At 72.0% G+C, this 26,039-nt stretch carries 27 protein-coding genes and 6 pseudogenes; 19 read left to right on the forward strand and 14 right to left on the reverse strand.

Going from position 1 to position 26,039, the window contains the following annotated elements:
* Positions 1-4 precede the first annotated feature (4 nt).
* Positions 5-967 (forward strand): carbohydrate ABC transporter permease, encoded by a 963-nt coding sequence (locus OHB00_RS43255; RefSeq protein WP_406443386.1) that lies wholly within the window; start codon positions 5-7, stop codon positions 965-967.
* Entirely contained in the window at positions 967-1,794 is an 828-nt protein-coding gene (locus OHB00_RS43260) for a carbohydrate ABC transporter permease (protein ID WP_406443388.1), read from the forward strand. Before OHB00_RS43255 ends, OHB00_RS43260 begins: the two co-directional genes overlap by 1 nt.
* 46 nt (positions 1,795-1,840) lie before the next feature.
* Here OHB00_RS43260 and OHB00_RS43265 read toward each other — a convergent pair whose 3' ends face one another.
* Positions 1,841-2,629: a DeoR/GlpR family DNA-binding transcription regulator gene (locus OHB00_RS43265; RefSeq protein ID WP_406446239.1), complete on the reverse strand. Its 789-nt coding sequence runs from the start codon at positions 2,627-2,629 to the stop codon at positions 1,841-1,843.
* 195 nt (positions 2,630-2,824) lie between these two features.
* Between OHB00_RS43265 and OHB00_RS43270 the strand changes: the two genes are divergently transcribed.
* The 8 genes and pseudogenes from OHB00_RS43270 to OHB00_RS43305 form a co-directional block, all read left to right on the forward strand.
* Complete coding sequence (locus tag OHB00_RS43270; protein ID WP_406443389.1) at positions 2,825-3,661, forward strand: ketose-bisphosphate aldolase; 837 nt, start codon at positions 2,825-2,827, stop codon at positions 3,659-3,661.
* 141 nt (positions 3,662-3,802) lie between these two features.
* A pseudogene (locus OHB00_RS43275) lies at positions 3,803-3,991 on the forward strand (ornithine carbamoyltransferase subunit F); the annotation flags it as partial.
* Positions 3,992-3,994: 3 nt separating this feature from the next.
* Positions 3,995-4,916, forward strand: a pseudogene (locus OHB00_RS43280) (carbamate kinase).
* A gap of 104 nt (positions 4,917-5,020) precedes the next feature.
* A pseudogene (locus OHB00_RS43285) lies at positions 5,021-5,200 on the forward strand (pyruvate formate-lyase 1-activating enzyme); the annotation flags it as partial.
* A gap of 231 nt (positions 5,201-5,431) precedes the next feature.
* Positions 5,432-6,334, forward strand: a complete 903-nt coding sequence (locus tag OHB00_RS43290; RefSeq protein WP_406443391.1) for a universal stress protein — start codon at positions 5,432-5,434, stop codon at positions 6,332-6,334.
* A 23-nt stretch (positions 6,335-6,357) separates the two neighbouring features.
* Positions 6,358-7,380 carry an alcohol dehydrogenase AdhP gene (adhP, locus tag OHB00_RS43295; RefSeq protein ID WP_406443393.1) on the forward strand — a complete coding sequence of 341 codons (1,023 nt, stop codon included), beginning with the start codon at positions 6,358-6,360 and terminating at the stop codon, positions 7,378-7,380.
* 7 nt (positions 7,381-7,387) lie between these two features.
* Positions 7,388-7,522, forward strand: a pseudogene (locus OHB00_RS43300) (hypothetical protein); the annotation flags it as partial.
* Between the two features lie 189 nt (positions 7,523-7,711).
* Positions 7,712-8,016, forward strand: a pseudogene (locus OHB00_RS43305) (acetate--CoA ligase family protein); the annotation flags it as partial.
* Positions 8,017-8,091: 75 nt separating this feature from the next.
* On the opposite strand, the gene OHB00_RS43310 reads toward OHB00_RS43305, so the two are convergent.
* From OHB00_RS43310 to OHB00_RS43320, 3 genes are all read right to left on the reverse strand, one after another.
* Positions 8,092-8,763 carry a universal stress protein gene (locus tag OHB00_RS43310; protein ID WP_406443394.1) on the reverse strand — a complete coding sequence of 224 codons (672 nt, stop codon included), beginning with the start codon at positions 8,761-8,763 and terminating at the stop codon, positions 8,092-8,094.
* A gap of 3 nt (positions 8,764-8,766) precedes the next feature.
* Entirely contained in the window at positions 8,767-9,348 is a 582-nt protein-coding gene (locus OHB00_RS43315; RefSeq protein WP_406443396.1) for a hypothetical protein, read from the reverse strand.
* A gap of 81 nt (positions 9,349-9,429) precedes the next feature.
* Complete coding sequence (locus OHB00_RS43320) at positions 9,430-9,885, reverse strand: STAS domain-containing protein (RefSeq protein WP_406443398.1); 456 nt, start codon at positions 9,883-9,885, stop codon at positions 9,430-9,432.
* Positions 9,886-10,131: 246 nt separating this feature from the next.
* Here OHB00_RS43320 and OHB00_RS43325 point away from each other — a divergent pair, with 246 nt between their 5' ends.
* The 3 genes from OHB00_RS43325 (at position 10,132) to OHB00_RS43335 (ending at position 12,709) form a co-directional block, all read left to right on the forward strand.
* Complete coding sequence (locus OHB00_RS43325; protein WP_406443400.1) at positions 10,132-11,199, forward strand: zinc-dependent alcohol dehydrogenase family protein; 1,068 nt, start codon at positions 10,132-10,134, stop codon at positions 11,197-11,199.
* Between the two features lie 85 nt (positions 11,200-11,284).
* Entirely contained in the window at positions 11,285-11,725 is a 441-nt protein-coding gene (locus tag OHB00_RS43330) for a pyridoxamine 5'-phosphate oxidase family protein (protein WP_406443402.1), read from the forward strand.
* Positions 11,726-11,857: 132 nt separating this feature from the next.
* Positions 11,858-12,709, forward strand: coding sequence for a universal stress protein (locus OHB00_RS43335; protein WP_406443403.1), 852 nt, complete (start codon positions 11,858-11,860; stop codon positions 12,707-12,709).
* Between the two features lie 297 nt (positions 12,710-13,006).
* Here OHB00_RS43335 and OHB00_RS43340 read toward each other — a convergent pair whose 3' ends face one another.
* The 8 genes from OHB00_RS43340 to OHB00_RS43375 all read right to left on the reverse strand — a co-directional run bounded on the left by OHB00_RS43340 (position 13,007) and on the right by OHB00_RS43375 (position 19,947).
* Positions 13,007-13,663 (reverse strand): potassium channel family protein, encoded by a 657-nt coding sequence (locus tag OHB00_RS43340; protein ID WP_406443405.1) that lies wholly within the window; start codon positions 13,661-13,663, stop codon positions 13,007-13,009.
* Entirely contained in the window at positions 13,660-14,319 is a 660-nt protein-coding gene (locus OHB00_RS43345) for a potassium channel family protein (protein WP_406443406.1), read from the reverse strand. The genes OHB00_RS43340 and OHB00_RS43345 overlap by 4 nt, the downstream gene beginning before the upstream one ends.
* Positions 14,316-15,599 carry a cation-translocating P-type ATPase gene (locus tag OHB00_RS43350; protein ID WP_406443407.1) on the reverse strand — a complete coding sequence of 428 codons (1,284 nt, stop codon included), beginning with the start codon at positions 15,597-15,599 and terminating at the stop codon, positions 14,316-14,318. Before OHB00_RS43350 ends, OHB00_RS43345 begins: the two co-directional genes overlap by 4 nt.
* A gap of 20 nt (positions 15,600-15,619) precedes the next feature.
* The gene (locus tag OHB00_RS43355) at positions 15,620-17,161 is read right to left on the reverse strand and encodes a cation-translocating P-type ATPase (protein ID WP_406443409.1); all 1,542 of its coding nucleotides are present in this window, start codon (positions 17,159-17,161) and stop codon (positions 15,620-15,622) included.
* Positions 17,151-17,612 carry a cyclic nucleotide-binding/CBS domain-containing protein gene (locus OHB00_RS43360; protein WP_406443410.1) on the reverse strand — a complete coding sequence of 154 codons (462 nt, stop codon included), beginning with the start codon at positions 17,610-17,612 and terminating at the stop codon, positions 17,151-17,153. Before OHB00_RS43360 ends, OHB00_RS43355 begins: the two co-directional genes overlap by 11 nt.
* A 43-nt stretch (positions 17,613-17,655) precedes the next feature.
* Entirely contained in the window at positions 17,656-18,666 is a 1,011-nt protein-coding gene (locus tag OHB00_RS43365; RefSeq protein WP_406443412.1) for an Acg family FMN-binding oxidoreductase, read from the reverse strand.
* A gap of 110 nt (positions 18,667-18,776) precedes the next feature.
* The gene (locus tag OHB00_RS43370) at positions 18,777-19,670 is read right to left on the reverse strand and encodes a universal stress protein (RefSeq protein WP_406443413.1); all 894 of its coding nucleotides are present in this window, start codon (positions 19,668-19,670) and stop codon (positions 18,777-18,779) included.
* Positions 19,654-19,947, reverse strand: coding sequence for a DUF1918 domain-containing protein (locus OHB00_RS43375; protein ID WP_406443415.1), 294 nt, complete (start codon positions 19,945-19,947; stop codon positions 19,654-19,656). The genes OHB00_RS43370 and OHB00_RS43375 overlap by 17 nt, the downstream gene beginning before the upstream one ends.
* Before the next feature lie 896 nt (positions 19,948-20,843).
* On the opposite strand from OHB00_RS43375, the gene OHB00_RS43380 reads away from it, so the two are divergent.
* The 3 genes from OHB00_RS43380 to OHB00_RS43390 all read left to right on the forward strand — a co-directional run bounded on the left by OHB00_RS43380 (position 20,844) and on the right by OHB00_RS43390 (position 22,848).
* Positions 20,844-21,182, forward strand: coding sequence for an NAD(P)(+) transhydrogenase (Re/Si-specific) subunit beta (locus OHB00_RS43380; RefSeq protein WP_406443417.1), 339 nt, complete (start codon positions 20,844-20,846; stop codon positions 21,180-21,182).
* Positions 21,183-21,551: 369 nt separating this feature from the next.
* Entirely contained in the window at positions 21,552-21,794 is a 243-nt protein-coding gene (locus OHB00_RS43385; protein WP_406443419.1) for a DUF5302 domain-containing protein, read from the forward strand.
* 241 nt (positions 21,795-22,035) lie between these two features.
* Positions 22,036-22,848: a class I SAM-dependent methyltransferase gene (locus OHB00_RS43390; RefSeq protein ID WP_406446241.1), complete on the forward strand. Its 813-nt coding sequence runs from the start codon at positions 22,036-22,038 to the stop codon at positions 22,846-22,848.
* 114 nt (positions 22,849-22,962) lie between these two features.
* Here the strand turns inward: OHB00_RS43390 and OHB00_RS43395 are convergent, their stop codons facing one another.
* Positions 22,963-23,610 carry a hypothetical protein gene (locus tag OHB00_RS43395; protein WP_406443421.1) on the reverse strand — a complete coding sequence of 216 codons (648 nt, stop codon included), beginning with the start codon at positions 23,608-23,610 and terminating at the stop codon, positions 22,963-22,965.
* Positions 23,611-23,759: 149 nt separating this feature from the next.
* Here OHB00_RS43395 and OHB00_RS43400 point away from each other — a divergent pair, with 149 nt between their 5' ends.
* Together OHB00_RS43400 and OHB00_RS43405 are read left to right on the forward strand one after the other, a co-directional pair.
* Positions 23,760-24,557 carry a hypothetical protein gene (locus tag OHB00_RS43400; protein ID WP_406443423.1) on the forward strand — a complete coding sequence of 266 codons (798 nt, stop codon included), beginning with the start codon at positions 23,760-23,762 and terminating at the stop codon, positions 24,555-24,557.
* Between the two features lie 130 nt (positions 24,558-24,687).
* A pseudogene (locus OHB00_RS43405) lies at positions 24,688-24,873 on the forward strand (hypothetical protein); the annotation flags it as partial.
* 77 nt (positions 24,874-24,950) lie between these two features.
* Here the strand turns inward: OHB00_RS43405 and OHB00_RS43410 are convergent.
* A complete protein-coding gene (locus tag OHB00_RS43410; protein ID WP_406443425.1) occupies positions 24,951-25,319 on the reverse strand; it encodes a VOC family protein in 369 nt (122 codons plus the stop codon).
* Positions 25,320-25,382: 63 nt separating this feature from the next.
* Here OHB00_RS43410 and OHB00_RS43415 point away from each other — a divergent pair, with 63 nt between their 5' ends.
* Positions 25,383-25,841: a MarR family winged helix-turn-helix transcriptional regulator gene (locus OHB00_RS43415; protein ID WP_406443427.1), complete on the forward strand. Its 459-nt coding sequence runs from the start codon at positions 25,383-25,385 to the stop codon at positions 25,839-25,841.
* Positions 25,842-26,039 lie beyond the last annotated feature (198 nt).

The following is a 26,039-nucleotide window of genomic DNA, read 5'->3' on the forward strand; positions in this document are numbered from 1 at the left end:
CGGGGTGGCCGTGCACGACGTCACCGTCAGCGCCGCCGGGGCCGGACACGGTGCCCCGGCAGTGCCGGAAACGCCGCCACGCCCCCGCGGGCGCAGGCGCCTGCGGGCGTGGGAGCCGCTGCTGTGGCTCGGTCCCGCGACCGCCCTCATCCTGGCCATGGTCGTCTGGCCGGTGGTCGAGATGATCCGCACCTCCCTGACGCGGGTCAGCTCCACCGGCCTCTCCCAGGGCTTCGCGGGCCTGGGCAACTACTCCGACCTGTTCGCCGAGGACGACCTGCCCGGTGTGCTGCTGCGCACCATGATCTGGGTCGTCGGGGTGGTCGCGGTCACCCTCCTGCTCTCCCTCGGCCTCGCCCAGTTGCTGAACTCCCGGTTCCCGGGGCGCCGGCTGGTGCGGTGGGCGCTGATCGTGCCGTGGGCCGCGTCCGTCCTCATGACGGCCCTCATCTGGCGCTGGATGCTCAACTACTTCTACGGCGTGGTCAATCGGGTGCTCATGGACCTGGGCATCCTGGACGCCCCCGTCAACTGGCTGGCCCACCCCCGTCAGGCGTTCGCCGCGATGATGGGCGTGGCCGTGTTCGTGTCGCTGCCGTTCACCTCCTTCGTCCTGCTGGCCGGCGTGCAGGGCATCCCGGACGAGGTGTACGAGGCGGCCCGGGTGGACGGCGCGGGACCGGTGCGCGCCTACCTGGGGATCACCCTGCCGCTGCTGCGGCCTTCGCTGGTCGTCGCCGCGATCATCAACGTGATCAACGTGTTCAACTCGTTCCCCGTCATCTGGGCCATGACGCGCGGCGGGCCGGGGTTCGCCACCGACACGACCACCACCTACCTCTACAAACTCGCCTTCGACAACCAGGCCGTGGGGGAGTCGGCGGCCATGGCCGTCGTCAACTTCACGCTGATCCTGTTGGTCGTGCTGGTGTATCTGCGCGTCGTCAGACCGCGGGAGGACACCTGATGAGGCTGCGCACCGTCCTGCTCACCGCCGTCGGCTGGCTCGTCGCACTCGCCTTCCTGGCGCCGTACGCGGAGATGCTGCTCACCGCCCTGCGGCCGACCTCGGAGCTGATGAAGTCCCCGCCGTCCTATCTGCCCGTACGGTGGGAGTGGTCGAACTTCACGGCCGTGTGGTCGCTCACCGACCCGCCGGTCACCGATGCGCTGCTGTTCTCCCTGTACGTGGCGGGGGCGGCGACCCTGCTCACGCTGGCCGCCGCGCTGCCCGCCGCGTACTACACGGCCAGGCACCGGTTCCGCGGCCGGGGCGCGTTCCTGGTGCTGGTGCTGACCACCCAGATGTTCGCGCCGACCGCGCTGCTGGTCGGCATCTACCGGGAGCTGGTCGGTCTCGACCTGACCGACACCGCAGAGGGGCTCATCCTCGTCAACGCGGCCTTCAACCTCCCGTTCTGCGTCTGGATCCTCAACGCGTACTTCGCGAGCATCCCGAAGGAACTGGAGGAGGCCGCATGGCTCGACGGCACCGGGCGGTTCGGCGCACTGACCCGCGTCACGCTGCCGCTCGCGCTCCCCGGTGTGGTGACCGCGCTCGTCTACACCTTCATCGGTGCGTGGAACGAGTACGTGGTGGCGCTCACCGTCACGTCGTCAAGTGACCGGATGACCCTGACCAGGGCCATCCCGGGCTTCGTCACCTCGTACCACGAGCAGTGGCAGTATCTCTTCGCGACCTCGCTGATCGCGATCGTGCCCGTGGTGATTCTCTTCGTCTTCGTGGAGCGCTACCTCATCAGCGGTCTGACCGCCGGCGGGGTCCGGGGATGAGACGGTGAGGCGTACGGCCGCGCGGGCGGTCGCGGGTACGGACGCGTCAGGCGCGGATCACTTCCACACCGGCCGCCGAGAACGGCTCGGTGAGCGCGTCGGACGCGGCCTTGTCCGTCACGAGCACATGAATGTCCGTCACCGGGCAGATCCGGGCGAAGGCCCGCCGGGCCAGCTTCGAGGAGTCGGCGACCACGACGACCTGCTGGGCGCGGCGGGCCAGCGCGCGGTTGATGCTCGCCTCACCCTCGTGGTGCGCCGTGGCCCCGTGGGCCACGTCGATGGCGTCCACACCGATGAAGACCTGGTCCAGCGCGATCTCCGCCAGGAGTTCGGTGGCCAGCGGTCCGATCAGCTCGTACGACGCCGGGCGCGCCACCCCGCCGGTCACCACGAGCTTGACGTGGCGTCGCACGACCAGCTCGTTGGCGATGTTCAGCGCGTTGGTGACCACGGTGACGGCGGTCTCCGTGCCGTCGGAACTCAGATCGGCACGGGTCGCCAGCGCCCGGGCCACCTCGGTGGTGGTCGTGCCCCCGTTCAGTCCCACCACGGCGCCGGCCTTCACCAGACCGGCCGCCGCGTGGGCGATGCGTTCCTTCTCCGGGGCGTTGCGGGCGGCCTTGTAGCGGAGCGGGAGGTCGTACGCGATCGCGTTGATCACCGCTCCGCCGTGCGTACGGGTGACCATCTGCTGACGGGCCAGCTCGTCCAGGTCGCGCCGGATCGTGGCGGCGGAGACCCTCAGTTCGGCGGCCGCCGGCTCCACCTCGATCCTCCCGTCCCGCGTCAGCAACTCCAGCAGCGCGCTCCATCTGGCTTGCGGTGCCGCCATGTTCGTCGCTCCCCTGTCGGTGGCGAGCGCGGGTCCACGCACGCCGAGGTAACGCACGCCGGACCGCGCGCCTGTGTGCGAAGCCATGAAGGGCATGGCGTCTTTAAGCATCTTATGGCCGCCAAACGAGCAATTTCATGCAAGAGCAGTTTCATGCGTCGCGAACGATCGCCCATGAGAGATCGGCAGATTCCCATGCCCCTGGTTCCCACCGCCGAACTGGTCCGCTCCGCCCGCCTCGGCGGACAAGCCGTCGGCGCCTTCAATGTGATCACCCTGGAGCACGCCGAGGCGGTCGCCGAGGGCGCCGAAGCCGCAGGCTCCCCGGTGATCTGCCAGATCAGCGAGAACGCGGTGCGGTTCCGCGGGGGCAGGCTCGAACCGATCGCCCGGGCCACGGCCGCGGTGGCCGAAGCGGCCGGGGTGCCGGTCGCCCTGCATCTGGATCACGTCACTGACGAGGCACTGCTGCACCGCGCCGCCGGCTGCGGCTTCGGTTCCGTCATGTTCGACGCCTCGGCGCTGCCGCACGCCGCCAATGTCGCCGCCACTCGGGCCGCGGCGGACTGGGCACATGCCAGGAACCTATGGCTGGAGGCCGAACTGGGCGAGATCGGCGGCAAGGACGGTGTGCATGCGCCGGGCGCCCGCACGGATCCCGATCAGGCCCGCGAGTTCGTGGCCGCCACCGAGGTGGACGCGCTGGCGGTGGCCGTCGGCAGTTCGCACGCGATGACCACCCGGACCGCCCGGCTGGACCACGAGCTGATCCGCCGGCTGGCGAAGACGGTTCCGGTGGCCTTGGTGCTGCACGGCTCGACCGGTGTCCCGGACACTGAGCTCCGACGGGCCGTGGCGGGCGGCATGGTGAAGATCAACATCGGGACGGCGCTGAACGTCGCGTTCACCGGGGCGGTCCGGCAGACCCTGGCGGCGGACGCCGCGACGGTCGATCCGCGCCTTGCGCTGAAGGCGGCGCGCCAGGCGATGGCAGGCGCGGTCACGCACGCGCTGCGGGTCATCCGAGGTTAGCGTCGCGCATTCGCGCGCCCAGCAGGCGCGGAGGTCTTCGTGATGTGGCTGATCTTGAGTCGTAAGCTCGTTGTCGACTGCCACCTGGGACGCCAACGAGAGCAACGCCAAGGTGATCAACGCGGACGACGTCGCCAGCACATGCACTGCCTGCCCGCGCTGCACGACCGCAGCACCCGCCTGGGCCAGGAACTCTTCGACGCCCACGGCCTGGACGGCCTGGAGGTCACCGACGAGGTGTTCTCCTCGCCTGCCTCCATCGTCTTCGACCAGGCGGAGAACCGGCTGCACACCATCAAGGCGATCCTCGTCGCCACCCTGGAGGACTGAACCATGCGCATCGTCGCCGCCCTCGGGGGCAACGCCCTGCTGCGCCGGGGCGACCACCCCGACGCGGCCGTCCAGGAGGCGAACGTCGAACGGGTCGTCACCGCTCTCGCCGCCCTCGCCCACGACCACGAACTGGTCATCACCCACGGCAACGGCCCCCAGATCGGCCTGCTCGCCGTCGAGAGCGCTGCCGACCCCGCCCTGACCACCCCCTACCCGCTGCACCTGCTCGGCGCCGAGACCCAGGGCATGATCGGCTCCCTGCTGGCCCGCGCCCTGCACAACGCGCTGCCCGGCCCGAATCGCCACGCTGGTCACCCATACCCTCGTACGGGCCGATGATCCGGCCTTCGGCCGGCCCACCAAGTTCGTCGGCCAGGTGTACTCGGGCAAGGCCGTCCCGACGCTCGCGCGGCTGCGCGGCTGGCAGATCGGGCGGGACGGCGACGGCTGGCGGCGCGTCGTACCCTCCCCGAGCCCGGAGGGCATCGTCGAGACGGACACCGTCCACGAACTCCTCGCCGGCGGCACGCCGGTGATCTGTGCGGGCGGCGGAGGCGTCCCCGTCACCACAGACCCCGACACCGGAGCCCTCACCGGCGTCGAGGCGGTCGTCGACAAGGACCTCACCGCGGCACTCCTCGCCGAGGAGCTCAAGGCCGACTTCCTGCTCATCCTCACGGACGTGCCGTGCGTGTACGCGGGCTACGGCACCGCGCGGCAGCGCCCGCTGGACGACGCCACCCCGAGCCTGCTGCGCGGGGGCGGCTTCCCGGACGGCTCGATGGGCCCCAAGACGGAGGCCGCCGCCCGGTTCGTCGAGCGCACCGGCGGTCTGGCCGCCATCGGCGCCCTGGACGCGGCGTACGAGATCGTCCACGGCCGCTCGGGCACCCTGGTCCGCCCGGACCACATGGGCCGGTGAGCGGCTGCCGGGGGCGTCCGGCCCGCGAACGGGACCGGGCGGCACTGCCCGTGATCGCCGTGAGCGACCACCATCCGAAGTGAGAGCCACCGAGGCGAGCCCGGTTCGTCGCGGGACTCGACTCGGTCGACCGGGTGGACGTCCTGCCGTTCCACAGACTCGGCGCCGCGAAGTACGAGGCCCTCGGCATCCCGTTTCCGCTGCGCGACAGCCCGGTGCCGACGCCCGAATTGACCGAGCGGGTCCGTGGGCAGTTCCGCGAGCACGGCCTGCGGGCCTCCTGAACTCCTGCTTCACCGTGGTGAATCCGTGCGCGGTCGCCGCGTGGACGACCACGGCCTCGAACAGTTCATGCCCGGCCTGCTCGGCATCGGTGCGGCGCCGCAGACCCGCGGCGTGCCGCATCGTGCACCGGCCAGGGCCGCTCGGCCCCGCGCAGGGACCTGCGGCCCCTGCCGGACGCCGTGTCCGAAGACGAAGCTCATACCGCACCCCCCGTTCAGGAGGTAGAGATCATGACCCGTACCGTCACCGTCGGCCTCGACGGCTCTCCCGAGAGCCGTGCCGCGGCCGAGTGGGCGGCCCGCGAGGCAGAGCTGCTCGAACTGCCGTTGAAGCTGGTCCAGGTCTGGGAGCCCGTACCGGCGCCCATGGCGCAGGCCCCGCTGCTCGGCCCCGAGCCCGAAGGCTGGCGGAGGATACCGCGCGAGGCGGCGGAGGGCGTGCGGCGGAGCCACCCCGGCCTCGACGTGAGCATCGAGCAGTTGTCCGGCCGCCCCGCGGACATCCTCGTGGGCGTGGCGAAGGACGCCGAACTGTTCGTCCTCGGCTCTCGTGCGCTGGGCGGTATCGGCGGGTTCATGGTCGGCTCCGTCGGCCTGTCCGTCGTCGCCCACGCCGAACGGCCGGTCGTCCTGGTCCGCGCCGGGGAACAGGCCGCCGACGAGCACGAGACCGACCCGGCCGGCGTCCCGTCCGCGGCGACAGCGTTCCGGCCCGTCGTCCTGGGCCTCGACATCGAGAGCCCCGACGACGATCTGATCGCGTTCGCCGTCGCCGCGGCCGGCCGCCGGGGTACGTCCCTTCGGGTCGTGCACGGCTGGAACCCGCCCTACTACTACGACACCTACGGCGTGGCCGCCGACCTCGGACTCCGTGAAGAGCTGGCCCGGCAGGAAAGCACCGCGCTGAGCGAGGTCCTGCGCCCCTGGCGGGAGAAGTTCCCGGCCGTCGAGATCACCGAGCAGTCCCCCTACGGCACCCCCGGCAACCACCTCGTCGACGCCTCCCGCGAAGCCTGCCTCGTGGTCGTCGGCCGACGCACCCGCCGCAGCCCGCTCGGCACCCACCTCGGCTCCGTCACCCATACCGTTCTGCACCACGCCACCGCCCCCGTCGCCGTCGTCCCGCACGACTGACCCACCCCTGAGGAGCACAGATCATGAAGGCAGCGGTCGTACGAGCCTTCGGGGAACCCCTGGTCATCGAAGACCGCCCCGACCCCGAGCCCGGCCCCGGCCAGGTCCGCATCCGCGTCGAGGCCTCCGGGCTCTGCCACACCGACATCCACGCCGCCCACGGCGACTGGCCCGTCAAGCCGAACCCGCCGTTCGTGCCCGGCCACGAGGGCGTCGGACTCGTCGAGAAGCTCGGCGAGGGCGTCACCCACCTGAGCCTCGGGCAGCGGGTCGCGGTCCCGTGGCTCGGCAAGGCGTGCGGGCGGTGCGAGCACTGCCTGTCCGGCTGGGAGACGCTGTGCGAGCAGCAGATCAACACCGGCTACGGCTGCGACGGCGGGTACGCCGAGAAGATGCTGGCCTGGGCCGACTTCGCCCAGCCCGTGCCCGAGGGCGTCACGGCCCTCGACGCCGCACCGCTGACCTGCGCCGGCGTGACGACGTACAAGGCCCTCAAGGTGGCCGGGGTGCGGCCCACCCAGCTCGTCGCCATCTCCGGGATCGGCGGGCTCGGCCACCTCGCCGTGCAGTACGCGAAGATCGCCGGAGCCACCGTCGCGGCGATCGACGTCACCGACGAGAAACTCGAACTCGCCACCGGGCTCGGCGCCGACCTCGTGATCGACGCGCGCAAGGACGACGTCGGGGAGGTCCTCAAGCGGCACGGCGGCGCCCACGCGGCGATCGCGCTCGCGGTGAACGACGCGGCCTTCGAGGCCGTCAACTCCGGCCTGCGGCGCGGCGGCAAGCTGGTCATGGTGGCGCTGCCCGCGCACGGCACGGTCCGGGTCCCGATCTTCGACACCGTCCTGAACGGCACCAGCGTCATCGGCTCCATCGTCGGCACCCGGCAGGACCTCGCCGAGGTCTTCCAGTTGCACGCCGCGGGACAGACCCAGGTCATCAGCGAGACCCGCCCGCTGGAATCCGTCAACGAGTGCATCGACGAGGTGCTGCGCGGCCAGGTCAAGGCCCGGATCGTCTTCGACCTCGCCACGGGACGGTGAGGACGACGGCCACCAGAACCTGCACGTGCGCGGCTACAAGGAGTCCGGCACCACGACCACCCCCTTCGACATGGTCGTCCGCAACGACCTGGACCGCTCCCGCCTGGTCATGGACGTCATCGACCGAGTCCCCGCCCACGCACCGCTCGCGGACGGCACCACCATCCGTATCCGCCCTGTCGTGCCGGCCGACCCCGACCGGCTGGAGCGGTTCTACGACGACACGTCCCCGGACAACCTCCGTCTGCGGTTCTTCGGGGTGAGCAGGCGCTCGGCCGCCATGACCGCCGACCGGGCCTGCGTCCCCCCCCGTCCCGGGTACCGGGCACTGGTCGACGCCTACCTGGCCGCCCACCCCGACGGCGGCTGGACGGATCCCGGCTCTGCGCCGACCTGCTCGGCTGCTACGGCATCCCGCAGATCCGCCGGGGCTGGGCCGGGACCGAGGACGAGGCCGTACGCGCCGCGGAACGGCTGCGGGGTGCCGACGGCCGGGTCGTGATGAAGGCCCACGGGCCGGGCCTCCTTCACAAGACGCAGGAGCGCGCGGTCCACCTCGACCTGCACGGCGAGCCGCAGGTCCGGGCCGCCTTCCGTGACCTGGAGACCCGCTTCCACGGACTGCTGACCCAAGTGGCCGACTTGACGGTCGCGTTCGTTCGCGACGTCCGCAACCGCCGACCGACGGGCCATGGGCGAGTCGCGAGGAGACTACGACGTCACGACCGCCACCGGGCAGGTCGTCCCGGTCAGCAAGCTCCCCACAAGCGTTTCCCAGCCGACGGCACAGGACGGCCGGCCGATCACGGTCAGCGCCGCGTTCGCCGAGCAATGGAGCAGAGCCTCGGCCGGGGTGAACAGCCGGACGTCTTCGAGGACTCGTACCTCGGGATACCGGGCGCGCCACGGGCGCAGTACGTCCGCGAGAAGCTGGACCTCCTGGTCCTCCCAGGTGGCGCGGTCCGTCTCCGGGAGGCCGAAGGGCAGCAGGGCCGCTTCCGGGGGTAGCCGCCAGGCGTGCACCGCGTGGAGCCGGCCGCCCCGGACGCGGGCACTGTCGAAGGCGAAGCGGATCGCGGCCGGGGCGGGATCGCGGGCGTCGACGCCGAGGGCGACGTCCGGCCGGTGACGGGACGGGCCGACGCCGTCGGGAACCAGGACCACGGGGGCGGACACCGCGGCGGCCGGGGCGTCGAAGAACGGTGGGACGGCATCCGTTCGCCGCACCTCGCAGACGACCGTCGTGGCAGGATCCGTGGCCGGCAGCGGGCCGCGCCTCACACGGAGCGGCACACCCCGCAGCCGGGCCTCGTGGGCGGCCCAGTCGGCCGTGTCCCGGCCGGGAGCCGCAGGGCCGGTACAGGCAAGGATCACGGGTTCCATCGCTCAGCCCGTCCTGTGGCCCCACTGCGGTCCGACGAGATCCCACTCCCGCCCCCACAGCGCCGTCCGCCGCTCGTCCAGGCGCCACCGGGCGACGGCTCCGGCACCCAGCACGGCGCCCGCGACGGCGCATGCGGCCGCCGTACCCAGCACCGCGGCCTCGACCCCGGCCGCTGCCGCGCTCGGTGGTTCGGAGACCAGGTGGCCGCGGCCGTCTTCCCAGGCCATCACCGAGGTGCCTGCGCTCAGGCCCGAGTCCACCCGGGTGAGGCCGGAGCGGCTGGATCCGTCGGGCGCCGGGTACCGGACCGTGGCGAGCCTGCGATCGTCCGCCGCCCCGCCCGTCACGGCGCTCTTCGGCACACTGGTGAGGAGTACCGCCCGGACGGGCCGGCGTTCGGCCCGCTGCTGGGCGAACACCACGTCGGCGGCCCGGGCCGTCACCGTACCGGCGACGGCGCCGCCCACCCCGACGAACGCCCACACGGCCAGGACGATCCAGGCCTCCACGATGTCGTCGTGTCGCCGCAGCGGGTTGCTCCGCCACCGCCACAGCCGTTTCTTCGCGTTCTTGGCTCCACGCATCGGACCGTTCCTCCTCGTCGTCCTCGTGACGTTTTCGAAGGTGTCAGCCCGTGCGCCGGCGGGGGATGGGCCGGGCAGGTGTCACCGTTGGGCCGCTCGGACTCGGCTCACGCTCAGGAGTGGGCCGTTCAGCCCCTCCGGAGCGTGCCCCGCCGAGGTGCCGGCCCGCCTTGGACAGCGCTGCCGAGGCCCGGGTCCGGGTAACGGGTGGGACAGTTCGAAGATGCCGTTCAGCCCGGTGCGGCGCAGCAGCCGCAGGAAGGCGTGGTCCGGTGGGACGAGATGGAGACGGCCGTGCCGGGACCGGATCCGGTTGCGTACCCGGCACAGCATGCCGAGCCCGGAGCAGTCGATGAAGGAGACGGTGCGAAGGTCGAGGACCAGATCGGATTCCGGGCCGGCCGTCAGAGCGTCGAGGGCCGGACGGAGCGCCAGAACCGCGAGGACGTCCATCTCGCCGTGCAGGGTCACGACCGCCGTGCCGCCGACGCTGTGCGTCGTGTGGCGTGCCGTGGACCTCGTGTGGTTGTCCGCCATACCGCCAGACAAGCCGAGTCGGCCGAGCGCGCGGAAGGGCCGTTCGGTCCCTTCGGCCCTGGTGGAGCGGGCCCGAACGGCCCGTGCCGTCCGCAGGGCTGTGGGCTCGTCGGCGGCCACAGGGGCCGGGCGGCCCAAGCGGCGTCCTCCGGGCCAGGGACAGGATGGATCCGTGGGGCAGATCCGGTGCATCCCCGGCGTCCGTCGATCTCCGGCCCCGCGCGGACCAAGGACGGTGAACGTGCCATGAAAGCCTTCGTCTTCCACAGCCCCGGGCAGTCCGCCTGGGAGGAGGTCCCGGACCCGGCCGTCAAGGAGCCCACCGACGTGATCGTGCGCGTCGAGGCGGTCACCATCTGCGGCACGGACCTGCACATCCTGAAGGGCGACGTCCCCGAGGTGCAGCCCGGCACGGTCCTCGGTCACGAGGCCGTCGGCGAGATCGTCGAGGTCGGCAGTGACGTACGGACCGTACGGCCGGGCGACCGGGTCCTGGTCTCCTGCATCAGCTCCTGCGGGCGCTGCCGCTACTGCCGGGAGCGGATGTACGGCCAGTGCCTGGGCGGCGGAGGCTGGATCCTCGGCCACCTGATCGACGGCACCCAGGCCGAGTACGTCCGTGTGCCGTTCGCCGACCTGTCCGTGCACCCGTTGCCAAGCGTGCTGGACAGCAAGGACGCCGTGCTCCTCGCGGACATCTTCCCGACCTCCTACGAGGTGGGCGTCCTCAACGGTCACGTACGGCCCGGCGACACCGTCGCCGTCGTCGGTGCCGGGCCCATCGGGCTCGCGGCGATCGCCACGGCCCGGCTGTTCTCGCCGGAGCGGATCATCGCGGTGGACCTGACGCCGGCCCGGCTGGAGGCCGCGCACCGGTTCGGGGCCGACGCGGTCGCCGATGTCCACGAGGCCCCCGCAGAACTGGTGGCCGATCTGACCGACGGCCTGGGTGCCGACGTCGTCATCGAGGCGGTGGGTGTGCCGGAGAGCTTCGAGCTGTGCACCCGTATGGTGCGGCCCGGCGGCCACGTCGCCAACGTCGGCGTGCACGGCAGGCCGGCGACCCTGCACCTCGAAGACCTGTGGATCAAGAACGTCACCATCACCACGGGGCTGGTGGACACCTTCTCCACCCCCACCCTGCTGCGGATGGCCGCCGCCGGCCGACTGCCCACCGCGCAGATGGTCACCCACACGTTCCCGCTCGCCCGCATGGAGGAGGCGTACGACGTCTTCCGCCGGGCCGGCGAGACCGCCGCGCTCAAGGCCGTGCTCGGTGGGGAGCAGCACGAGGTCGCCCTACCAGCTGCCTGATGCGAGGCGGGACCGACGGCCCTCGTCCGGGCCTCGGTCCTGGCGCAGGGCGGAACGAACGCAGCACCGCAGCAGGAGGCGGACCATGCACGCCAACGACGGATTCCGAGAACTCGACCCGCGGGAATGCCTGAGCCTGCTCGCCACGGTGCCTGTCGGCCGCATCGTCTACACCCGTCACGCGCTGCCCGCCGTGCTGCCCGTCAACTTCGGGCTGGACGGCGACGGCGCGGTGCTGCTGCGGATCTCCGCGGCCTCGGACCTGCTGCGTGCCGTCGACGGCGCGGTGGTCGCGTTCGAAGGTGACGCGGTCGACGCCGACGCGCAGTCGGGCTGGAGCGTTGTCGTCACCGGCCCCGCGACCGTGGTGAGCGACCCCGCCGTACACGAACGGCTGGCCCGCACCGGCCCGCGCTCATGGGCGCCCGCGCCGCACGAGGTCTTCGTGCGCATCGAGCCCGAACTGGTCACCGGACGGCAACTCGTCGGCGGGCGCAGCATGTACGGGCTGGACCTCCCGTCCTGATCCGCGGGCAGGGCCCGGCGGTCCGCGCACCGGGACCTTCGGCCCCTGCTTGTGCATGGCGACCGGTGCGAGGGTGAAGGGAGGACCCACCTGCCGCGTGCCGTGGCAGTCCGAGGAAAGGCGGTGGGGACGATGACACTTCCCCTGGTGGCAGGCGTCGACGGATCGGACGGGAGTCTGCGGGCGGTCGACTGGGCGGTGGCCGAGGCCGCCCGCAACGATGTGCCGCTGCGGCTGGTGTACGCGTCTCTGTGGGAGCGCTATGAGAGCGGTGTCCCCACGGTGGGACCCGAACGCCCTTCCGAACGTGTGCTGGCCGAGCACATCGTCGCCTCCGCGGCGGACCGTGCGGCCCGCCGCGACCCGGACGTGAAGGTCACCACCGACATCCTCCCCGAGGACGCGGTGGACACCCTCCTGCGCGAAGGCGACAACGCCTGCGCGCTGGTGGTCGGCTCGCGCGGCCGTGGCGAGATCAACGGATTGCTCCTCGGTTCGGTCGGCCTCGCGGTCGCAGGCCGGGCGCACTGCCCGGTGATCGTGGTCCGCGGCGACAAGGCGGGCCTGGCCGGCACCCACGAGCGGATCCTGCTCGCCGCCGGTGCTCCGGACACCGGCGGCGAGGCGGCGCGGTTCGCCTTCCGCGAGGCGGCGGCACGCGGATGCACCCTGGACGTCGTCCGCGCGTGGCGCCGGGCCATGACGGCGGCGGAATCCGCCAGGGCACCCGAGCGGCACGCCTCGGACCTGCTCGACACGCTGTCGCGCGAACCCATGGCCGAGTACCCGGGCGTCCGGGTACGCAGTGTGACGGTCGAGGGCCCGGCCCACCGCGTCCTGCTGAACCGCTCGGCCGCCGCCGACCTGGTGGTCCTGGGCGCCCGACGGCGTCATGGCCACCGAGGCCTGCAACTCGGCCGGGTCGGCCACGCCCTGCTGCATCACGCGCACTGCCCGGTGGCCGTCGTACCGCAAAAGGCGTGATGGCCGGGCCGACGTACGGCGCGCGGTGACATCGCCGACCTGAACGCCGGCAGGCCGGCACCACCGGCGAGGCCGCCCGACGGACGGAGCTGCCCGTCCCCGGGCCGGCCGTCCCCGGGTGAGGCCCTGGCGGCCGCCGGCCGTGCCTGGCCGGCGGCAGCGTGTTCGGCGCGCTGCGCCGGTTCGCCCGGCGCCGTCAACCGGCAGGTGTCCCGGCACGTCACCTGCCCGGTCGTGGTCGTGCGCGCCGAACAGGAGCGACATGAGGTCCGGTTACAGAAGTGACACGGGGCCCGGCTACTGGAAGGCCGCGTGGATCTCCTGCTCGGTGGCCTCGTGCGAGACCAGCAGGATTTCGTCGCCCGGCCGGAGCCGTATCTCCGGGCCGGGGACCGTGGGCTGTCCGTCGCGCACGACGGTGGCGACGACGGTACCGGCGGGCAGGGCGATCTCACCGAGGGTGTGTCCGCCGGCCCTGGAGTCCTCTGTGATCGCGGTCTCGATGACCTCGACGCCCGCCTTGCTCAGCCGCAGCAGGGCCACGGTGTCCGTGGCGCCGGTGGCCTCCTCGATAAGTGAGACCAGCGGGGTGGCGGCCGGGACCGCGACGTCCACGCCCCATCGCCCGTCGAAGAGCCAGGTGTTCTCCGCGTCGTTGACCCGCGCGGCCACCCGCGCCACACTGAACCGCCGCTTGGCGAGCAGGCTGATCACGAGGTTGTCCTCGTCGCGGCCGGTGGCGGCGATGAGGACGTCGGCTGCGCGGGCCCCCGCACCGGCCAGGAAACCGGGCTCGGAGGCGTCACCCGCCAGCACTCGCACCCGGGGCATGTCGTCGAGTTCGGCCAGCCGCTCGTCGTCGCGTTCGACGAGGGTGACGTCGTTGCGCGCGGCGGAGAGCACTTGGGCGATCTGGGTGCCGAGGCGGCCCGCGCCGGCGATCAGGACCTTCATGTTCCCAGCTCCTTGTCGAGGAACCCGCGCAGCCTGCCGAGGGCCGTCGCGGCGACGGCGAAGGTGACCAGGTCACCGGGTTCGGCCGGGAGGCCGTGGGCGGGCAGCAGTGAGCGGCCGACGCGGGTGACCTCCACGACCCTGATCTCGCCATCGACGTCGAACCCCGTCACCGGTCTGCCGGTGAGGTAGGGCGGCAGCTCGGAGCGGACCAGCACGGTCTCGCCGTTGCCGAACGCGAGTTCCGGGGTGAGATGGCGGTGCAACAGCATCTGGTGGATGCGGCCCACGGCCCAGCGGACGCTGGAGACGGCCGGGACGCCCAGGTCCCGGTAGATGTCGGCGCGCCGCGGGTCGTGGACACCGGCCAGGACGATCGGGACCCGGTAGGTCTCCTTGGCCGTCCGCGCGCTGACGATGTTGGTGTTGTCGGTGGAGGTGGCCGCGACGAAGGCGTCGGCGTGTTCGATGCCGGCGGCTTCCAGCACGGCGCGGCCGAAGCCGTTGCCGACGTGGAAGGAGCCGGGGAAGCCCGTCGGCAGCAGTCGCTCCGCGGTGGGCTGCCGGTCCACCACCCGCACGTCGTGGTTCTCGGTGGCGAGCTGCGCGGCGAGGGTGGCCCCCACGCGGCCGCAGCCCACGATGACGACTCTCATCGTGTTCCTCCCTTCGTGGCCGCCGTACGGCGGCGGAGCAGCCATTTCCGGCATTCCTCGGCGGCCAGCAGCAGGACACCGAAGGCGGTCAGGACCGCCCAGTCGGCGGCGGTCAGCGGGGCGGTGTGGAAGACCGCCTGGAGCGGAGGCGCGTAGCTGATCGCGGCCATCAGCGCGATGCCGAACCCGCCGGCGGCCAGCAGCCAGGGGTTGCTCAGCAGACCGGCCCGGAAGACGCTCTGCCGGTCGGTGCGCACCGCGAGGGCGTTGAAGAACTGGCTGACGACGATGCCCGCCTGGACCATGGTGATCGCCTCCCGGTAGACGGGGGTGTTCTTGGTGAAGTCCGCGTAGGGGATGCCGGAGGCGTGGATGTGCCAGAAGAACACGGCGCACACGCCGAGCGCCTGGATGCCGCCCAGGAAGAGGATGCGGCCCATGACGGACGCCGAGAACAGCCGTTCCCGGCGGGGCCGTGGCGGGCTGTCCATCACGTCGGGCTCCGTCGGCTCGGCGCCGAGCGCCAGCGCGGGCAGCACGTCCGAGCCCAGGTCGATGGCGAGGACCTGGACGGCGGTGATCGGCACCAGCGGGAAGCCGGCGAAGGTCGCCGCGAGGATCGGCACGAGTTCGGCGATGTTGTGGCTGAACAGGTAGATCAGGAACTTGCGGATGTTCCGGTAGACCGAACGGCCCAGGCCCACCGCGGTGGTGATGGACGCGAAGGAGTCGTCCAGCAGCACCATCACCGCCGCCTCCCGGGCGACGTCGGTGCCGGAGGCGCCCATGGCGACCCCGATGTCGGCGTGCTTGAGCGCGGGGGCGTCGTTGGCGCCGTCACCGGTGACGGCGACCACCTCGCCGCGCCGCTGGAACGCCGTGACCACCCGCATCTTGTGCTCGGGGCTGACCCGGCACAGCAGCAGCTCGGTAGAGCCCGCCAGCAGCCCGTCCAGACCGCTGTCGTCCAGCGCGTCCAGCTGAGCGCCGGTCACCACGGTCGGGTCGGGCCCGCGCACGATCCCGACGCGGCGGGCGACGGCCTCCGCCGTCAGCGGATGGTCACCGGTGACCATCACGATGCGGATCCCGGCCCGCCGGCACGCGTCCACCGCGTCCAGCACCTCCGGCCGCGGCGGGTCGTACATCCCGGCGAGCCCCAGCAGCGTCAGCTCCGACTCCACGCCGCCGATCGGCGGACGGGTTCCGGAGACCCGCCGCCGGGCGACCGCCAGCACCCGCAGCCCCTGACCGGCCATGGCGTCCGCGGCGGCGGCCACTTCGGCGCGGGCGGCGTCGGTCAGCGGATCCGGCCGCCGTCCCGGTCGACGGCGGTGCAGCGGGCCAGCAGTTCCAGCGGCGCGCCCTTGACGTACGCGAAGAACGTGTCGTCCGTGTCGCGGTGCACGGTGCTCATCAGCTTGCGCACGGAGTCGAAGGGATACTCCGCGACCCGGGGCGTGCGCGCCTCCTCCGCCGCTGTGTCCAGGCCCGACTTCCGGGCGGCCACCACCAGGGCACCCTCGGTGGTGTCGCCCAGCACCCGCCACCCGCCCCGCCCGGTCGGCGGCACCAGCCTGGCGTTGCCGCACAGCGCCGCCGCCCGCAGCAGCTCCCGGACGGGTTCCGCGTCGGCGACCTCGCCGTCCGGCCCGTACCCCACCCCGGTCACCGCGTGCGGCACACCGTCCGCCCACAGCCGTACGACGGTCATCTCCGCCTGGGTGAGAGTGCCCGTCTTGTCCGTGCACACCACGCTGGTCGAACCCAGTGCCTCCACCGCCAGCAACTGCTTCACCAGCGCGTGCCGCCGGGCCATCCGGCGCACGCCGATCGCCAGGGACACGGACAGCGTCGCCGGCAGCCCCTCCGGCACCAGCGCCACCATCACCCCGAGCGCGAAGACGAACGTGTCCACGAACGGCTGCCCGCCGGGCACCCGCACCGCGAACACCACGCCCCCCGCCGCCAGCGCCAGACCGGCCACCCGCCGGGCCATGGCGGCCACCTGACGCTGCAACGGGGTCTGCTGCCTCGGCGCCGCCGCCGTGAGCCGGAAGATCCGGCCGAACTCGGTGGCGGTACCGGTGGCGAACACGACGGCCTCCGCGGTCCCGGCCACCACGTCGGTGCCCATGAACACGCAGTTGCGTGCCTCCAGCAGCGCGCCCGCCGGCACCGGGTCGGCGGCCCGCGCGACGGCGTCGCTCTCGCCGGTGAGCGCCGCGTTGTTGACGGCGACCTCCTGCGCCTGGACCAGCCGGCAGTCGGCGGGCACCGCGTCCCCGGCCTCCAGGAGCACCACGTCACCGGGGACCAGATCCCGTGCGGGCAGTTCCCGGGGCTCCCCGTCCCGCAGCGCCCGGCAGGTGTGCGGCACCATCGCCTGCAGGGACTCGGCGGTGCGCTCGGCGGAGTACTCCTGCGCGAAGCCGATCCCCGCGTTCAGCAGCACCACACCGAGGATCGCCACGGCCAGCTGGAGCGTGGCCGGGTCCTGCGGCCGCCCGAGCAGGTAGGCGAGGAAGGTGATCGCCGAGGCGACCAGCAGCATCACCGCGAACAGGTCGGTGAACTGCGCGAGCAGTCGCTGCCCCACCTGGCCGTGGGCCGCGCCGGGCAGCTCGTTGGCGCCGTACCGGGTCTGCCGCGCGGCGGCCTCGGCCGGGGTGAGACCGCGGGGGGTGCTGCCCAGGGCGGCGAAGACGTCCGTGGCGGGGAGGGAGGGGACGGAGGGGGCAGGGCCGGGTTCGTGGGGTTGCCGGATCGCTGGTGACCTGCCGCCCACGGCCGAGGAACGTTCGCGTACCGCGGGCGTTCCGGGAGCCGGATCAGAACTCATGCGACGCTCCGCCCGCGCAGTCGCGTTCGGACGGTTCCTGGAGCACGGTCCGGGCGACCGGCCCCAGCAGGTCGGCCAGCCGGCGGAAGAGGTCCAGGAACAGGTCGTCGGTGGTGAGCACACCCACCACCCGGCCCAGTTCCAGGACCGGCAGCCGGCGCACGCCGGTGCGGCGGAAGGCCCGGTAGGCCGCCTGGAGGTCGTCGCCCGCGTCGACGGTGACCACCCGGGACGACATGACCGCGTCCACCGTCGCGTCCGGGGCCATGCCGCCGCCCAGACCACGCAGGGCGATGTCGCGGTCGGTGACGATACCGGCCAGTGCCCCCTCGTCGTCGACGACGACCAGCGACCCGACGGCCGCCTCGGCCATCCGCCGGGCCGCCTCTGTCATCCGCACGCCCGGAGCGACCGTGACCGGCGGCGAGGTCATCGCCTCGGAGACCTTCATACGACAACTCCTCATCGCGGATCGTGGGAGGGAAGGACGCGGATCACGGCCGGTTCACCGCGTCCTGGACGACGTCCAGCACCTCGGTCACCGGACGCCGGGGGCTGGGGTGGCCCTCCGGGCCGTAGCCGAGCCGGACCACCATCTGCACATGGGCGATTCCGGAGCCCGGGTCGCGGGTCACCCACCGCAGCTCCGGCCATTCCAGGGTCTGGGACGTCATCGACGTGACCAGCCCGCCCGCCGTGGCCGTCAGCAGGACCCGCTCCAGGGCCTGACCGGCGCGCAGCCAGTCCGCCGGTCCGTCGTGGCCGGTACCCAGCAGGGCGATGTGCGGATCGCGCTCGAACACCGCCCAGCCGCGTCCGGGCACCGTGCGTCCGGCGGCGAAGTCGCGCACCGGGGTCGCCCGGCCGTACCGGGCGGGGCCGAACGCCTCGGCGGGTATCCCGTCCGACGCCTGGCCGCTGCCCGAGGGCCCGGTCCGCGTCCAGTGGGCGGTCTCGGCGCGCAGCTCCGGGTCCAGCGCCTCGCGACCCTCGGCGTCCTGCACCAGTTCCAGCAGTTCCTGCACGTGCCAGGCACCGGGGAAGACCAGCTGCGCGCCCTCGGCACTCGCGGCCTCGCACATCCGGTCCCGCAGGTCGGCCGGTATCGGCCGCTCGCTGTAGGGACGGCGGCTGGAGTGGCGCCGCGGGATCGCCGGACACAGACCGGCGAGGATCTGATCGGGCCGGTCGGTGCCGACCAGGGTCACTTCGGCGAGCAGCGTCGGGTCCGCCGGATCCGGCAGCAGCCGTACGAGCGGGGCCCGCCCGGCCGCGGTGGCGGCCACGCGCAGGTTGAGCAGCGCGGCCCCGCAGCCCATGTGCAGGCCGCGGGTGTCCGGGTCGGTGCGCGGCAGCGCACGCGACACGTCGGCATACAGACGCAGGACGCCGTCGGCGGGCAGGTAGCGGAAACTCCAGGGTTGCGCGTTGTGCAGCGACGGCGCCGCCGTGGCGCCGGCCACCAGTGCGGTGAGCGTGTTCGCGTCCACGAATCGAGCGGTCACGGTGACTCCCTTCGCCGGGCCCCGCTTCCAGCGTGGGCGATCACCGGCGCCGCGCGGCAGGGGCCGCATGGACCCGGCGAGGGGCCAGGTGGACCCATGGCGACGGCTGCTCAGGCCGTCGCCGTCGCTGCCGCCGTCGGAACGACGAGTACGGGGCACCGGGCATGGTGCAGCACACCCTGGCTGACCGAGCCCAGGAGCATCCCGGCGAAGCCGCCGCGCCCCCGGGTGCCGACCACCAGGCCCAGCGCGTGAGCCGAGGCCTCGGTGAGCACCTGCACGGGATGTCCGACGACCAGTTCGTGACGCAGGTCCACCTCCGGGTAGCGGGCGTGGCGCCCGGCCACGATCTCCGAGAGCAGGCGGCGGTCCTCCTGCTGAGGTTCGTACTCGTCGAAGATCCGCAGCGGCCCCGGCTGCCACACGTACAGGGCCCGCAGCTCGGCCCCGCGCAGGGCCGCCTCCTCGAAGGCCAGGTCGACGGCGGGGGCACAGTGCTCGCTGCCGTCGACGCCGACGACGAAGTACGCGCGTTCCTGCGTGATGTGTTCCGGTTCCGGTACGACGACCACGGGACAGCGCGCGTGGGCCATGACCGGCACGGCGACCGAGGCGGAGCCGAACACCTCCTGGGCCCGGCTCAGGTGCCGCGAACCCAGGACGACGGCCTCGGCCCCGCGGCTCTGCTCGCGCAGCACCCAGACGGCATCGCCCTCCGCGAGAAGGGTGTCCGTCTCGACGTCCGGATGCCTCGCCGCGACGAAGTCCACGGCCTCGTCGAGCAGGTGCCGCCCCGCCTTGTGCAGGGCGGCGTTCCATTCCTCCCAGGAGGGCGGGACCTCCCGCCCCCGGTAACCGCGCGTCGGCACGCCCTCGGCGTGCACCACGCGCAACGGCAGCCGACGGCGGGCGGCCTCGTCGGCCGCCCAGGCCAGCGCCGTCCGCAGGCCGGGATCCGGGGCGACCCCCACCACGATCGGCCGCCGGTCACCTGCCCTGGTCATGGCCGGCTCCGTCCGCCGGTGCGGCTGTCAGACGCCTGACGTACGCGTCGGGTCCCGGGAAGTAGAGGGTCACCCGTCCGTCGTCGGCCCAGCGCACGTCGTACGGCGGGGTCCCGTCCGGATGGTGCAGCCCGACGATCTCGCCGTCCCGGGCCACGACCCCGTCCGTGGTGCCGCGCACGACGATCTCGTCGCCCACGCGGGCACGCATGGAGGCGCCGGTGGCCTCGGGGCGGGTGCGCTGGTCCGTCTTCCTGATCGGTGTGGGAGCGGTCATCGTCCTCGCCTCCTCCGCGGCGGCGTGGACAGCAGCGCCGCCGATTCCATCAAACCCTCGGCGTGGGCGGGGTGCCAGGGCCATTGGTCCCGCGATGCCGGCAGCGCGGGGTCCGGGGCGCCGGGGGCTCCCGGATCCCGGCGGACTCCGGTGGCCGCTGCCGGTGTGTGGCCGCACCCGTTCACCGGTCTCGCCGGGCTCGGGCACGTAGAAGGGAGCGCGGAACACGACGCGATTCCGCACCGCGACGCGGGTCCGGCCGCCCGGCGGGCACCCCGCCCGCGGCAGCCCCGCCCGCGGCAGCCCCTGCCCGGGGCCGGCCGCCTTCGCGCAGGGCCGTTCGGCCCCTGTGGGCACGGCCGGGGCACAGGCCGGCCTTGGATCGACCGGTCCACCAGGACGGTACAGGGGAGGTGCCATGGACGATTCGGGCGCCACCGCGTCCTCCGTCCTCCGTGCCGCCCACGAGCGGTTCGTGACCTCCGCCGACCGCGAGCCGGGGGTGCGGGCCCTGGTGGCCGACTCCTGGCGGCGCTGCGCGGCGAGCGGAGTACGCCCCGACAACGGCGTCCCGCCCGCGCTGCGGCGGTCCTCCACCGAGTTGGACGCCTACCGCCGCACCCATCCGCTGGTCGCCGTAACGTCGCTGTTCCGCGAACTGCTGGGTTCCGGTGCGGCCGACGACGGGCATGTCTTCGCGGTCGGCGACGCCGACGGCACCCTGCTCTGGGCCGAGGGGGACGCCGGAGCCATGGAGCGGGCCGAGCGGATGCGGTTCGCCGAGGGAGCGGACTGGGCGGAGCGCCAGGCCGGCACCAACGCACCTGGCACCACGCTGGAACGGCGTCGACGTCAGCTACGCCGTCCACCCGGTCGCCGGCCGGATGCCCGGCCACATGAACGTGCTCCTGGCCGAGGCCGACGTGCCCTACACCCAGCTGAAGGAGATGGACGAGGTCAACCCGCAGTTCCCGCAGGCGGACGTCGCCCTGGTCATCGGAGCCGACGACGTCACCAACCCCGCCGCCCGCAAGCCCGGCAACGCCATCTCCGGCATGCCGGTCCTCGACGTGGACAAGGCGAAGAGCATCGCCGTCATCAAGCGCTCGATGGGCCACGGCTACGCGGGCATCGACAACGAGCTCTACACCGATCCGAAGACCGGCATGTTCTGCACCGACGCGAAGAAGGGACTGACCGAACTGAAGACCGCCGTCGGCGAGTTCGTCGGCTGAGTTCTGCGGCACGTACCCGCCCCCAGGAGCAGCCCTGGGGGCGTGCCAGTACGTCCGTGGGCTCGGCATGCGGTAGCGATGGTCCGGTGACTCCTGCGAGGGCCGATCGGGCCCCTGGCGCTTCATCGGCGGCATACGGCTGGTACATCGGGTCCCTCAAGGCGGCCCGGGTATCGTTCTCGGCGGTGCCGGACAGGCCGTGACTGATGCCCTGACGGCCAACGCGCAGGCGCTCTGCCGGTGCGGACGGGCAAGCAGCACGAGCCCGGCTGTCAGCTGGCGCGGAGCCGAGTCGATGTTGATGGCGCGCGAGCACGGCGCACGGCATGGCAAGCTGTGCTTGTCGCCGCCCGAACCCAGGAGGTCACGATGACCGCGGAGTCCGCACCACCAGAAGGATCGGAGCCGACCGTGTCCGACACGTCCGACCTCGTGCCCGATGCCGACGGCCACTACGACCTGAAGCGCAAGTTCCGCGAAGCCCTTGCGCGCAAGCGGGGTGTACAGGCGGAGGCCGGCGATCCCGCCGCCAACGCGGATGCGTCGAAGGTCCGTAGGGCGCACGGTCCTGCCGCGAGCCAGCGCTCGTTCCGCCGCAAGAGCGGCGGCTGAGCCGGACGGTTCCGCGGTGCTTCGTCGGCTGGTTCAGCATCGCCTGTGCCGTTCCCGAACCGGCGGGCCAGGCAGTCACACCCCCAGATGACTGCGGTGTACTGCCCGGCCGCCGGTACGTGAGACAGCTGCACCGAGGTCTCCGGTTACTCGCTGTTCCCCTGTCAGGAAGCGCGTGACGCTGATGGGCTGCGGCATGGCGGCCGGGGTGTTCCTTCCGTTGACCTTTGTGAGGGTGCCGATGGCGGAGACGGCGTTTGATGAGTCCGAGCGGCGGGCGTGGGCAGGACAGGCCGATGCCTACGCTGCGAGTTTTGCCGGACTCTGCGCGTATCCAGTGCCCGAGCTCCTCCGAGCTGCCACGGTCCGACAGGGGGCCCGGGTCCTTGATGTGGGGACGGGTACCGGCACCGTTGCCGCAGCCGCGTGCAGGCAGGGAGCGAGGGTGACGGCGGTGGACGCCGAGCCAGGCATGGTCGCCCGCGCCGCGCGGGCCGTTCCAGAAGCCGAGGTACGACTTGCGTCCCTGCCTCGTCTTCCGTTCTCCGACGACGAGTTTGACGTCGTGGTCGGTAACTTCGTTCTCAACCATGTCGGACGGCCCGGTGAGACCCTGCGGGAGCTGCGCCGGGTGACGCGGCCTGGTGGCCGGATAGCCCTCACCATCTGGGCAGCCCCTCCGGCTGCCGGGCAAGCACTCCTCGGCAGGGCAGTCCAGGCGGCTGGCGCAGCCCGTCCCGCCGGCCTGCCGACTCTTGCGCCCGAAGATGATTTCCCGCGCTCTGAGCAGGGGTTCGCTGCGTTGTTGGACGGGGCCGGACTGGTGAACGGTGTGTGCAGCACCATGGTCTGGAACCATCGGACGACTCGCGAAGAGTGGTGGAGCGGACCGGCGGCCGGAGTGGCGACGATCGGGCAGATCGTCACGAGTCAGACCCCAGCGGTCGTCGCAAAGATCAAAGAGCACTTCGACCTTCTGTGCGGCGAGTTCGCCGGTCCCGGTGACGTGCTGGTGTTGCCCCACGCAGCCCTGATCGCGCATGGTCAGGCATGACGTGGCGTTTCGCCGAGGTCAGGATTTCCCCGCGGTGCGCCGTACGGTCGGCTTCGGGGTGCGCGCAGAGCGGGTGAGATGGTCGGCGCCCCGGCGCCGCTCGATCACAGCCCTCTACGGCTGAGTGGGTCCGGCTGACGGGACGCGTCGCCGGCGCAGGAGCAGGCCTGCGGGCCGCCACAGGGCGAAGGCCAGGCCGAGGCCGAGCGGGATCTGCAGGAACTGCTGGATCACCGGAGGCCCGGGCTTGTCCCCCCGACTGAGCGGGGCATCGCCCTGGGGATCGACGGTCACCGTGTAAGTGCCGCCCACCACCCACTTCCAGCCCATGAGCCCGTTCTCCTCGAACGGAGCCAGCGGTGGGCCGTCGAGGACGGTGACCGTGTAGCGGTGGACGCCGGGATCCATGCCGTCGCCGGCGGACCACTGGATCTGCCGGACCCTGACGTGTTCGGTACGCCCGCGCTGGTGCAGTGCCTGCTGATCCAGCTCCAGGTTCTGCAGGATCAGCACCCCGAAGAGGCACACCGCACACAGCAGCCACCGGAGGTCCAAGTACCAGCACGTGCACAGGAACACGCAGCCGAGGAGGATCGCCAGCGCGCACAGCAAGTCGATCCACTGGGCGTGCGCGACGAAGGCCGTGTGCCCGATCAGACGCACGATCGCACACAGCGCCAACGCTGCGCCGGTGCTTACGGCGCCCACCAGCACCCGCCAAGCCACGCCTGTCCGCCCGGTGCCTGCTTCCTCCGCGCTCACCGTCACCCCTGCTCTCGATGGAACCGCCGGCCTGGTGGTGCACGCGTTCCAATGTATGGATTGTTCAACGATCCTTCAATGGGATGGTTCAACATGGAGTCGTCTGCTTCGCGGACGCGGAACGGCAACCAACCGGAGGGCTGCAGGAGATGAGCCGGCATCAGTTCGAACAGGTCGACGACAACGGGCAGATCCTGTTCAGCGACGACCCCGCACTGCGGCTCAAAGGCGTGCTGATGGGTCTGGAGACCGCGGAAGGCACAGTCACCCTCGATCCCGCACAGACACGCCACATGCCCGTTGCCCTCTTCGAGTTCAGGCATGCCTTGGGCGTGGGCGACTTCGGGTACGTCGTGCCGAAGGGAGCCTCGCTCGACGGGATACCCGAGGAACCGCGGATCGAAGGCGCCATCCTGTTCGGCATGCGGCGCCTACCGCCCGAGTTCCCCGACCTGCGCCTGGCCGACCCGCCAGGATCCGACGATGACGGGGGCCGCCCCGACAACAAGTGGCCCACCATATTGGACGAGCTGTGCATGCGCGAGGCACTGCGACGCGACCTCGACGAGGTCTACTTCGGCATGAGACGCAGGCCGCCCGGCTACGCCAACCTGCGCTCGATCCCCGGATGGGAGCTGCACGAGATACCCGATGAACAGCCAAAACTGGCGCAGCGCCTCGGATACACCTGCTCCCGGCTGGAACTGCGGACGCCCGACGGTGAGATCTACTCCCGCACCTGGGTCCCGCACGACCCCGAGTGGCAGGCCGCCGCCCTGAGTCACGGATACGTCGTGTGCCTGTGCGGCGTGGAACTGGGGATCCGCGCACCGTACGCGATGACCGACGCGCAGCACACCCCGGGCATGCGCCACGAATCCTTCCGCCGCGGATGCGCATGGGGCCTGACCGTCGGCGGACTCGTCGCCTACGTCGGCCACCCCTGACGCGCAACACCGAGCCGGCACGGATCGAGTACGAACCGGGCCGCGACGCGGCGTTCGAGCGGGCCCTGCGGGCGATGCGGTTCACCTGGTACGGGATGCCGGCGTCGTCCCCTCGTGAAGATCGAAGCACGCCTTCGTCCTCGAAACCCTTCACGCCACCCGCGACGGCCACCTCCTCAGGAACGCCGCGGACGAACTGCAGCACCTGCTCAACGAGCCCAGTGGTGGCGCGCCCGGATCACGCAGCGGGCGCGGCGTGCCGGCAGCAGGGGTGGAGGCGGTCAGCCGATTGTCCGCGGCGGCGTCGAGGCAGTAAATGTCGCCCGGATTCTCGCGGCTCGGGCGCGACCGGCGGTCTTCGGGGGAACGGTGACCGTCGGTGGTGTTCGCCTGTCAGACGCGGTCGTGGAGAGTGACGTGGTAGCCGTCGGGGTCGGCGAAGGTGAATGTCCGGCCGAAGGGGCCGTCGATCGGTGCGGAGACGATGGTGTGACCGTCGGCGGCGAGGGCATCGTGGATGGCCTGGACGTCGGTGGCGTGGAGCCAGATCGCGGCACCGATGCCGGGCTGGGCAACGGATGCGAGGTCGGTGCCGGGAACGACGTCGCGGAGTGCGAACGCGATCGGCTTCGTCTCGAAGACGACGGCGTGCGGAGGTCCCGCCTGCGAGCGGACGAGGCCGAGGTACTGCTCGTAGAACGCCTGCGAAGCGTCGAGGTCGCGCGCCTGGAGCGAGATGAAGTCGGGGCCGGTGGCGGGCATGATGGTGCTCCTTCTCTTCGTGTCAGATTACTGACACAGGTCAATGTATGTCAGAATCCTGACATGAGTCAAAACGGTGCCGGCGTTGACCTGGACAAATCACTGGGCTACCTGCTGAAGGAGGCTTCGAGCGCCCTGCGCGCAGCCATGGAGGAGGTGCTGCGGCCACTCGGGATGAGCGTGACGCACTACTCCTGCCTTGAGCTGCTGGCTCAACGGCCGGGCTTGTCGAACTCGGAGCTCGCGCGTGGCGCGTTCGTGACACGGCAGACGATGAACGTGCTGCTGCAGACCCTGGAACGAGACGGCTACGTGACCCGGCCCGCGGAGGCGCCCGTCGGGAAGGTTCTTCCCGCGCGGCTCACGCCTCGCGGCCGACGGAGCCTGGAGAAGGCGACCGTGGCGGTCCGGTCCGTCGAGGTCAGAATGCTGGCCGGCATGACCGAGACCGAGCAGTCAGCCGCGTTCCGGAGCCTGCGGAGCATGATTCGTTCCCTGCGCGATGGCAACGACGGTGCATAGGCCGTTTCTCGGCCACGTCTCGCAGTGCCCGGGCAGGAGCGCAGCCGAGGGTGGGAGTGGCCGTCTGAATCCGCCCTGTGTACCGAACTCGACGTGAAAGGCCTGTTCAGAGCATTGGTCTGGATAAGCGCGTGCCCTGTGCTAGCGTCGTGTGTTTGCAGGGTCGCTGTGTCGGTGCCCGGTTCGGTGTCCCTGGCT

This window comes from Streptomyces sp. NBC_00631, assembly GCF_045206895.1.
In the GTDB taxonomy this organism is placed as follows: domain Bacteria; phylum Actinomycetota; class Actinomycetes; order Streptomycetales; family Streptomycetaceae; genus Streptomyces.

Bases quoted from the DNA above. Each gene is read 5' to 3' on its own strand.
- OHB00_RS43260 (WP_406443388.1), top strand. From the start codon at position 967: ATGAGGCTGCGCACCGTCCTGCTCACCGCCGTCGGCTGGCTCGTCGCA.
- OHB00_RS43265 (WP_406446239.1), bottom strand. From the start codon at position 2,629: ATGGCGGCACCGCAAGCCAGATGGAGCGCGCTGCTGGAGTTGCTGACG.
- OHB00_RS43270 (WP_406443389.1), top strand. From the start codon at position 2,825: ATGCCCCTGGTTCCCACCGCCGAACTGGTCCGCTCCGCCCGCCTCGGC.
- OHB00_RS43290 (WP_406443391.1), top strand. From the start codon at position 5,432: ATGACCCGTACCGTCACCGTCGGCCTCGACGGCTCTCCCGAGAGCCGT.
- adhP (WP_406443393.1), top strand. From the start codon at position 6,358: ATGAAGGCAGCGGTCGTACGAGCCTTCGGGGAACCCCTGGTCATCGAA.
- OHB00_RS43310 (WP_406443394.1), bottom strand. From the start codon at position 8,763: ATGGAACCCGTGATCCTTGCCTGTACCGGCCCTGCGGCTCCCGGCCGG.
- OHB00_RS43315 (WP_406443396.1), bottom strand. From the start codon at position 9,348: ATGCGTGGAGCCAAGAACGCGAAGAAACGGCTGTGGCGGTGGCGGAGC.
- OHB00_RS43320 (WP_406443398.1), bottom strand. From the start codon at position 9,885: ATGGCGGACAACCACACGAGGTCCACGGCACGCCACACGACGCACAGC.
- OHB00_RS43325 (WP_406443400.1), top strand. From the start codon at position 10,132: ATGAAAGCCTTCGTCTTCCACAGCCCCGGGCAGTCCGCCTGGGAGGAG.
- OHB00_RS43330 (WP_406443402.1), top strand. From the start codon at position 11,285: ATGCACGCCAACGACGGATTCCGAGAACTCGACCCGCGGGAATGCCTG.
- OHB00_RS43335 (WP_406443403.1), top strand. From the start codon at position 11,858: ATGACACTTCCCCTGGTGGCAGGCGTCGACGGATCGGACGGGAGTCTG.
- OHB00_RS43340 (WP_406443405.1), bottom strand. From the start codon at position 13,663: ATGAAGGTCCTGATCGCCGGCGCGGGCCGCCTCGGCACCCAGATCGCC.
- OHB00_RS43345 (WP_406443406.1), bottom strand. From the start codon at position 14,319: ATGAGAGTCGTCATCGTGGGCTGCGGCCGCGTGGGGGCCACCCTCGCC.
- OHB00_RS43355 (WP_406443409.1), bottom strand. From the start codon at position 17,161: ATGAGTTCTGATCCGGCTCCCGGAACGCCCGCGGTACGCGAACGTTCC.
- OHB00_RS43360 (WP_406443410.1), bottom strand. From the start codon at position 17,612: ATGAAGGTCTCCGAGGCGATGACCTCGCCGCCGGTCACGGTCGCTCCG.
- OHB00_RS43370 (WP_406443413.1), bottom strand. From the start codon at position 19,670: ATGACCAGGGCAGGTGACCGGCGGCCGATCGTGGTGGGGGTCGCCCCG.
- OHB00_RS43375 (WP_406443415.1), bottom strand. From the start codon at position 19,947: ATGACCGCTCCCACACCGATCAGGAAGACGGACCAGCGCACCCGCCCC.
- OHB00_RS43380 (WP_406443417.1), top strand. From the start codon at position 20,844: ATGAACGTGCTCCTGGCCGAGGCCGACGTGCCCTACACCCAGCTGAAG.
- OHB00_RS43385 (WP_406443419.1), top strand. From the start codon at position 21,552: ATGACCGCGGAGTCCGCACCACCAGAAGGATCGGAGCCGACCGTGTCC.
- OHB00_RS43390 (WP_406446241.1), top strand. From the start codon at position 22,036: ATGGCGGAGACGGCGTTTGATGAGTCCGAGCGGCGGGCGTGGGCAGGA.
- OHB00_RS43400 (WP_406443423.1), top strand. From the start codon at position 23,760: ATGAGCCGGCATCAGTTCGAACAGGTCGACGACAACGGGCAGATCCTG.
- OHB00_RS43410 (WP_406443425.1), bottom strand. From the start codon at position 25,319: ATGCCCGCCACCGGCCCCGACTTCATCTCGCTCCAGGCGCGCGACCTC.
- OHB00_RS43415 (WP_406443427.1), top strand. From the start codon at position 25,383: ATGAGTCAAAACGGTGCCGGCGTTGACCTGGACAAATCACTGGGCTAC.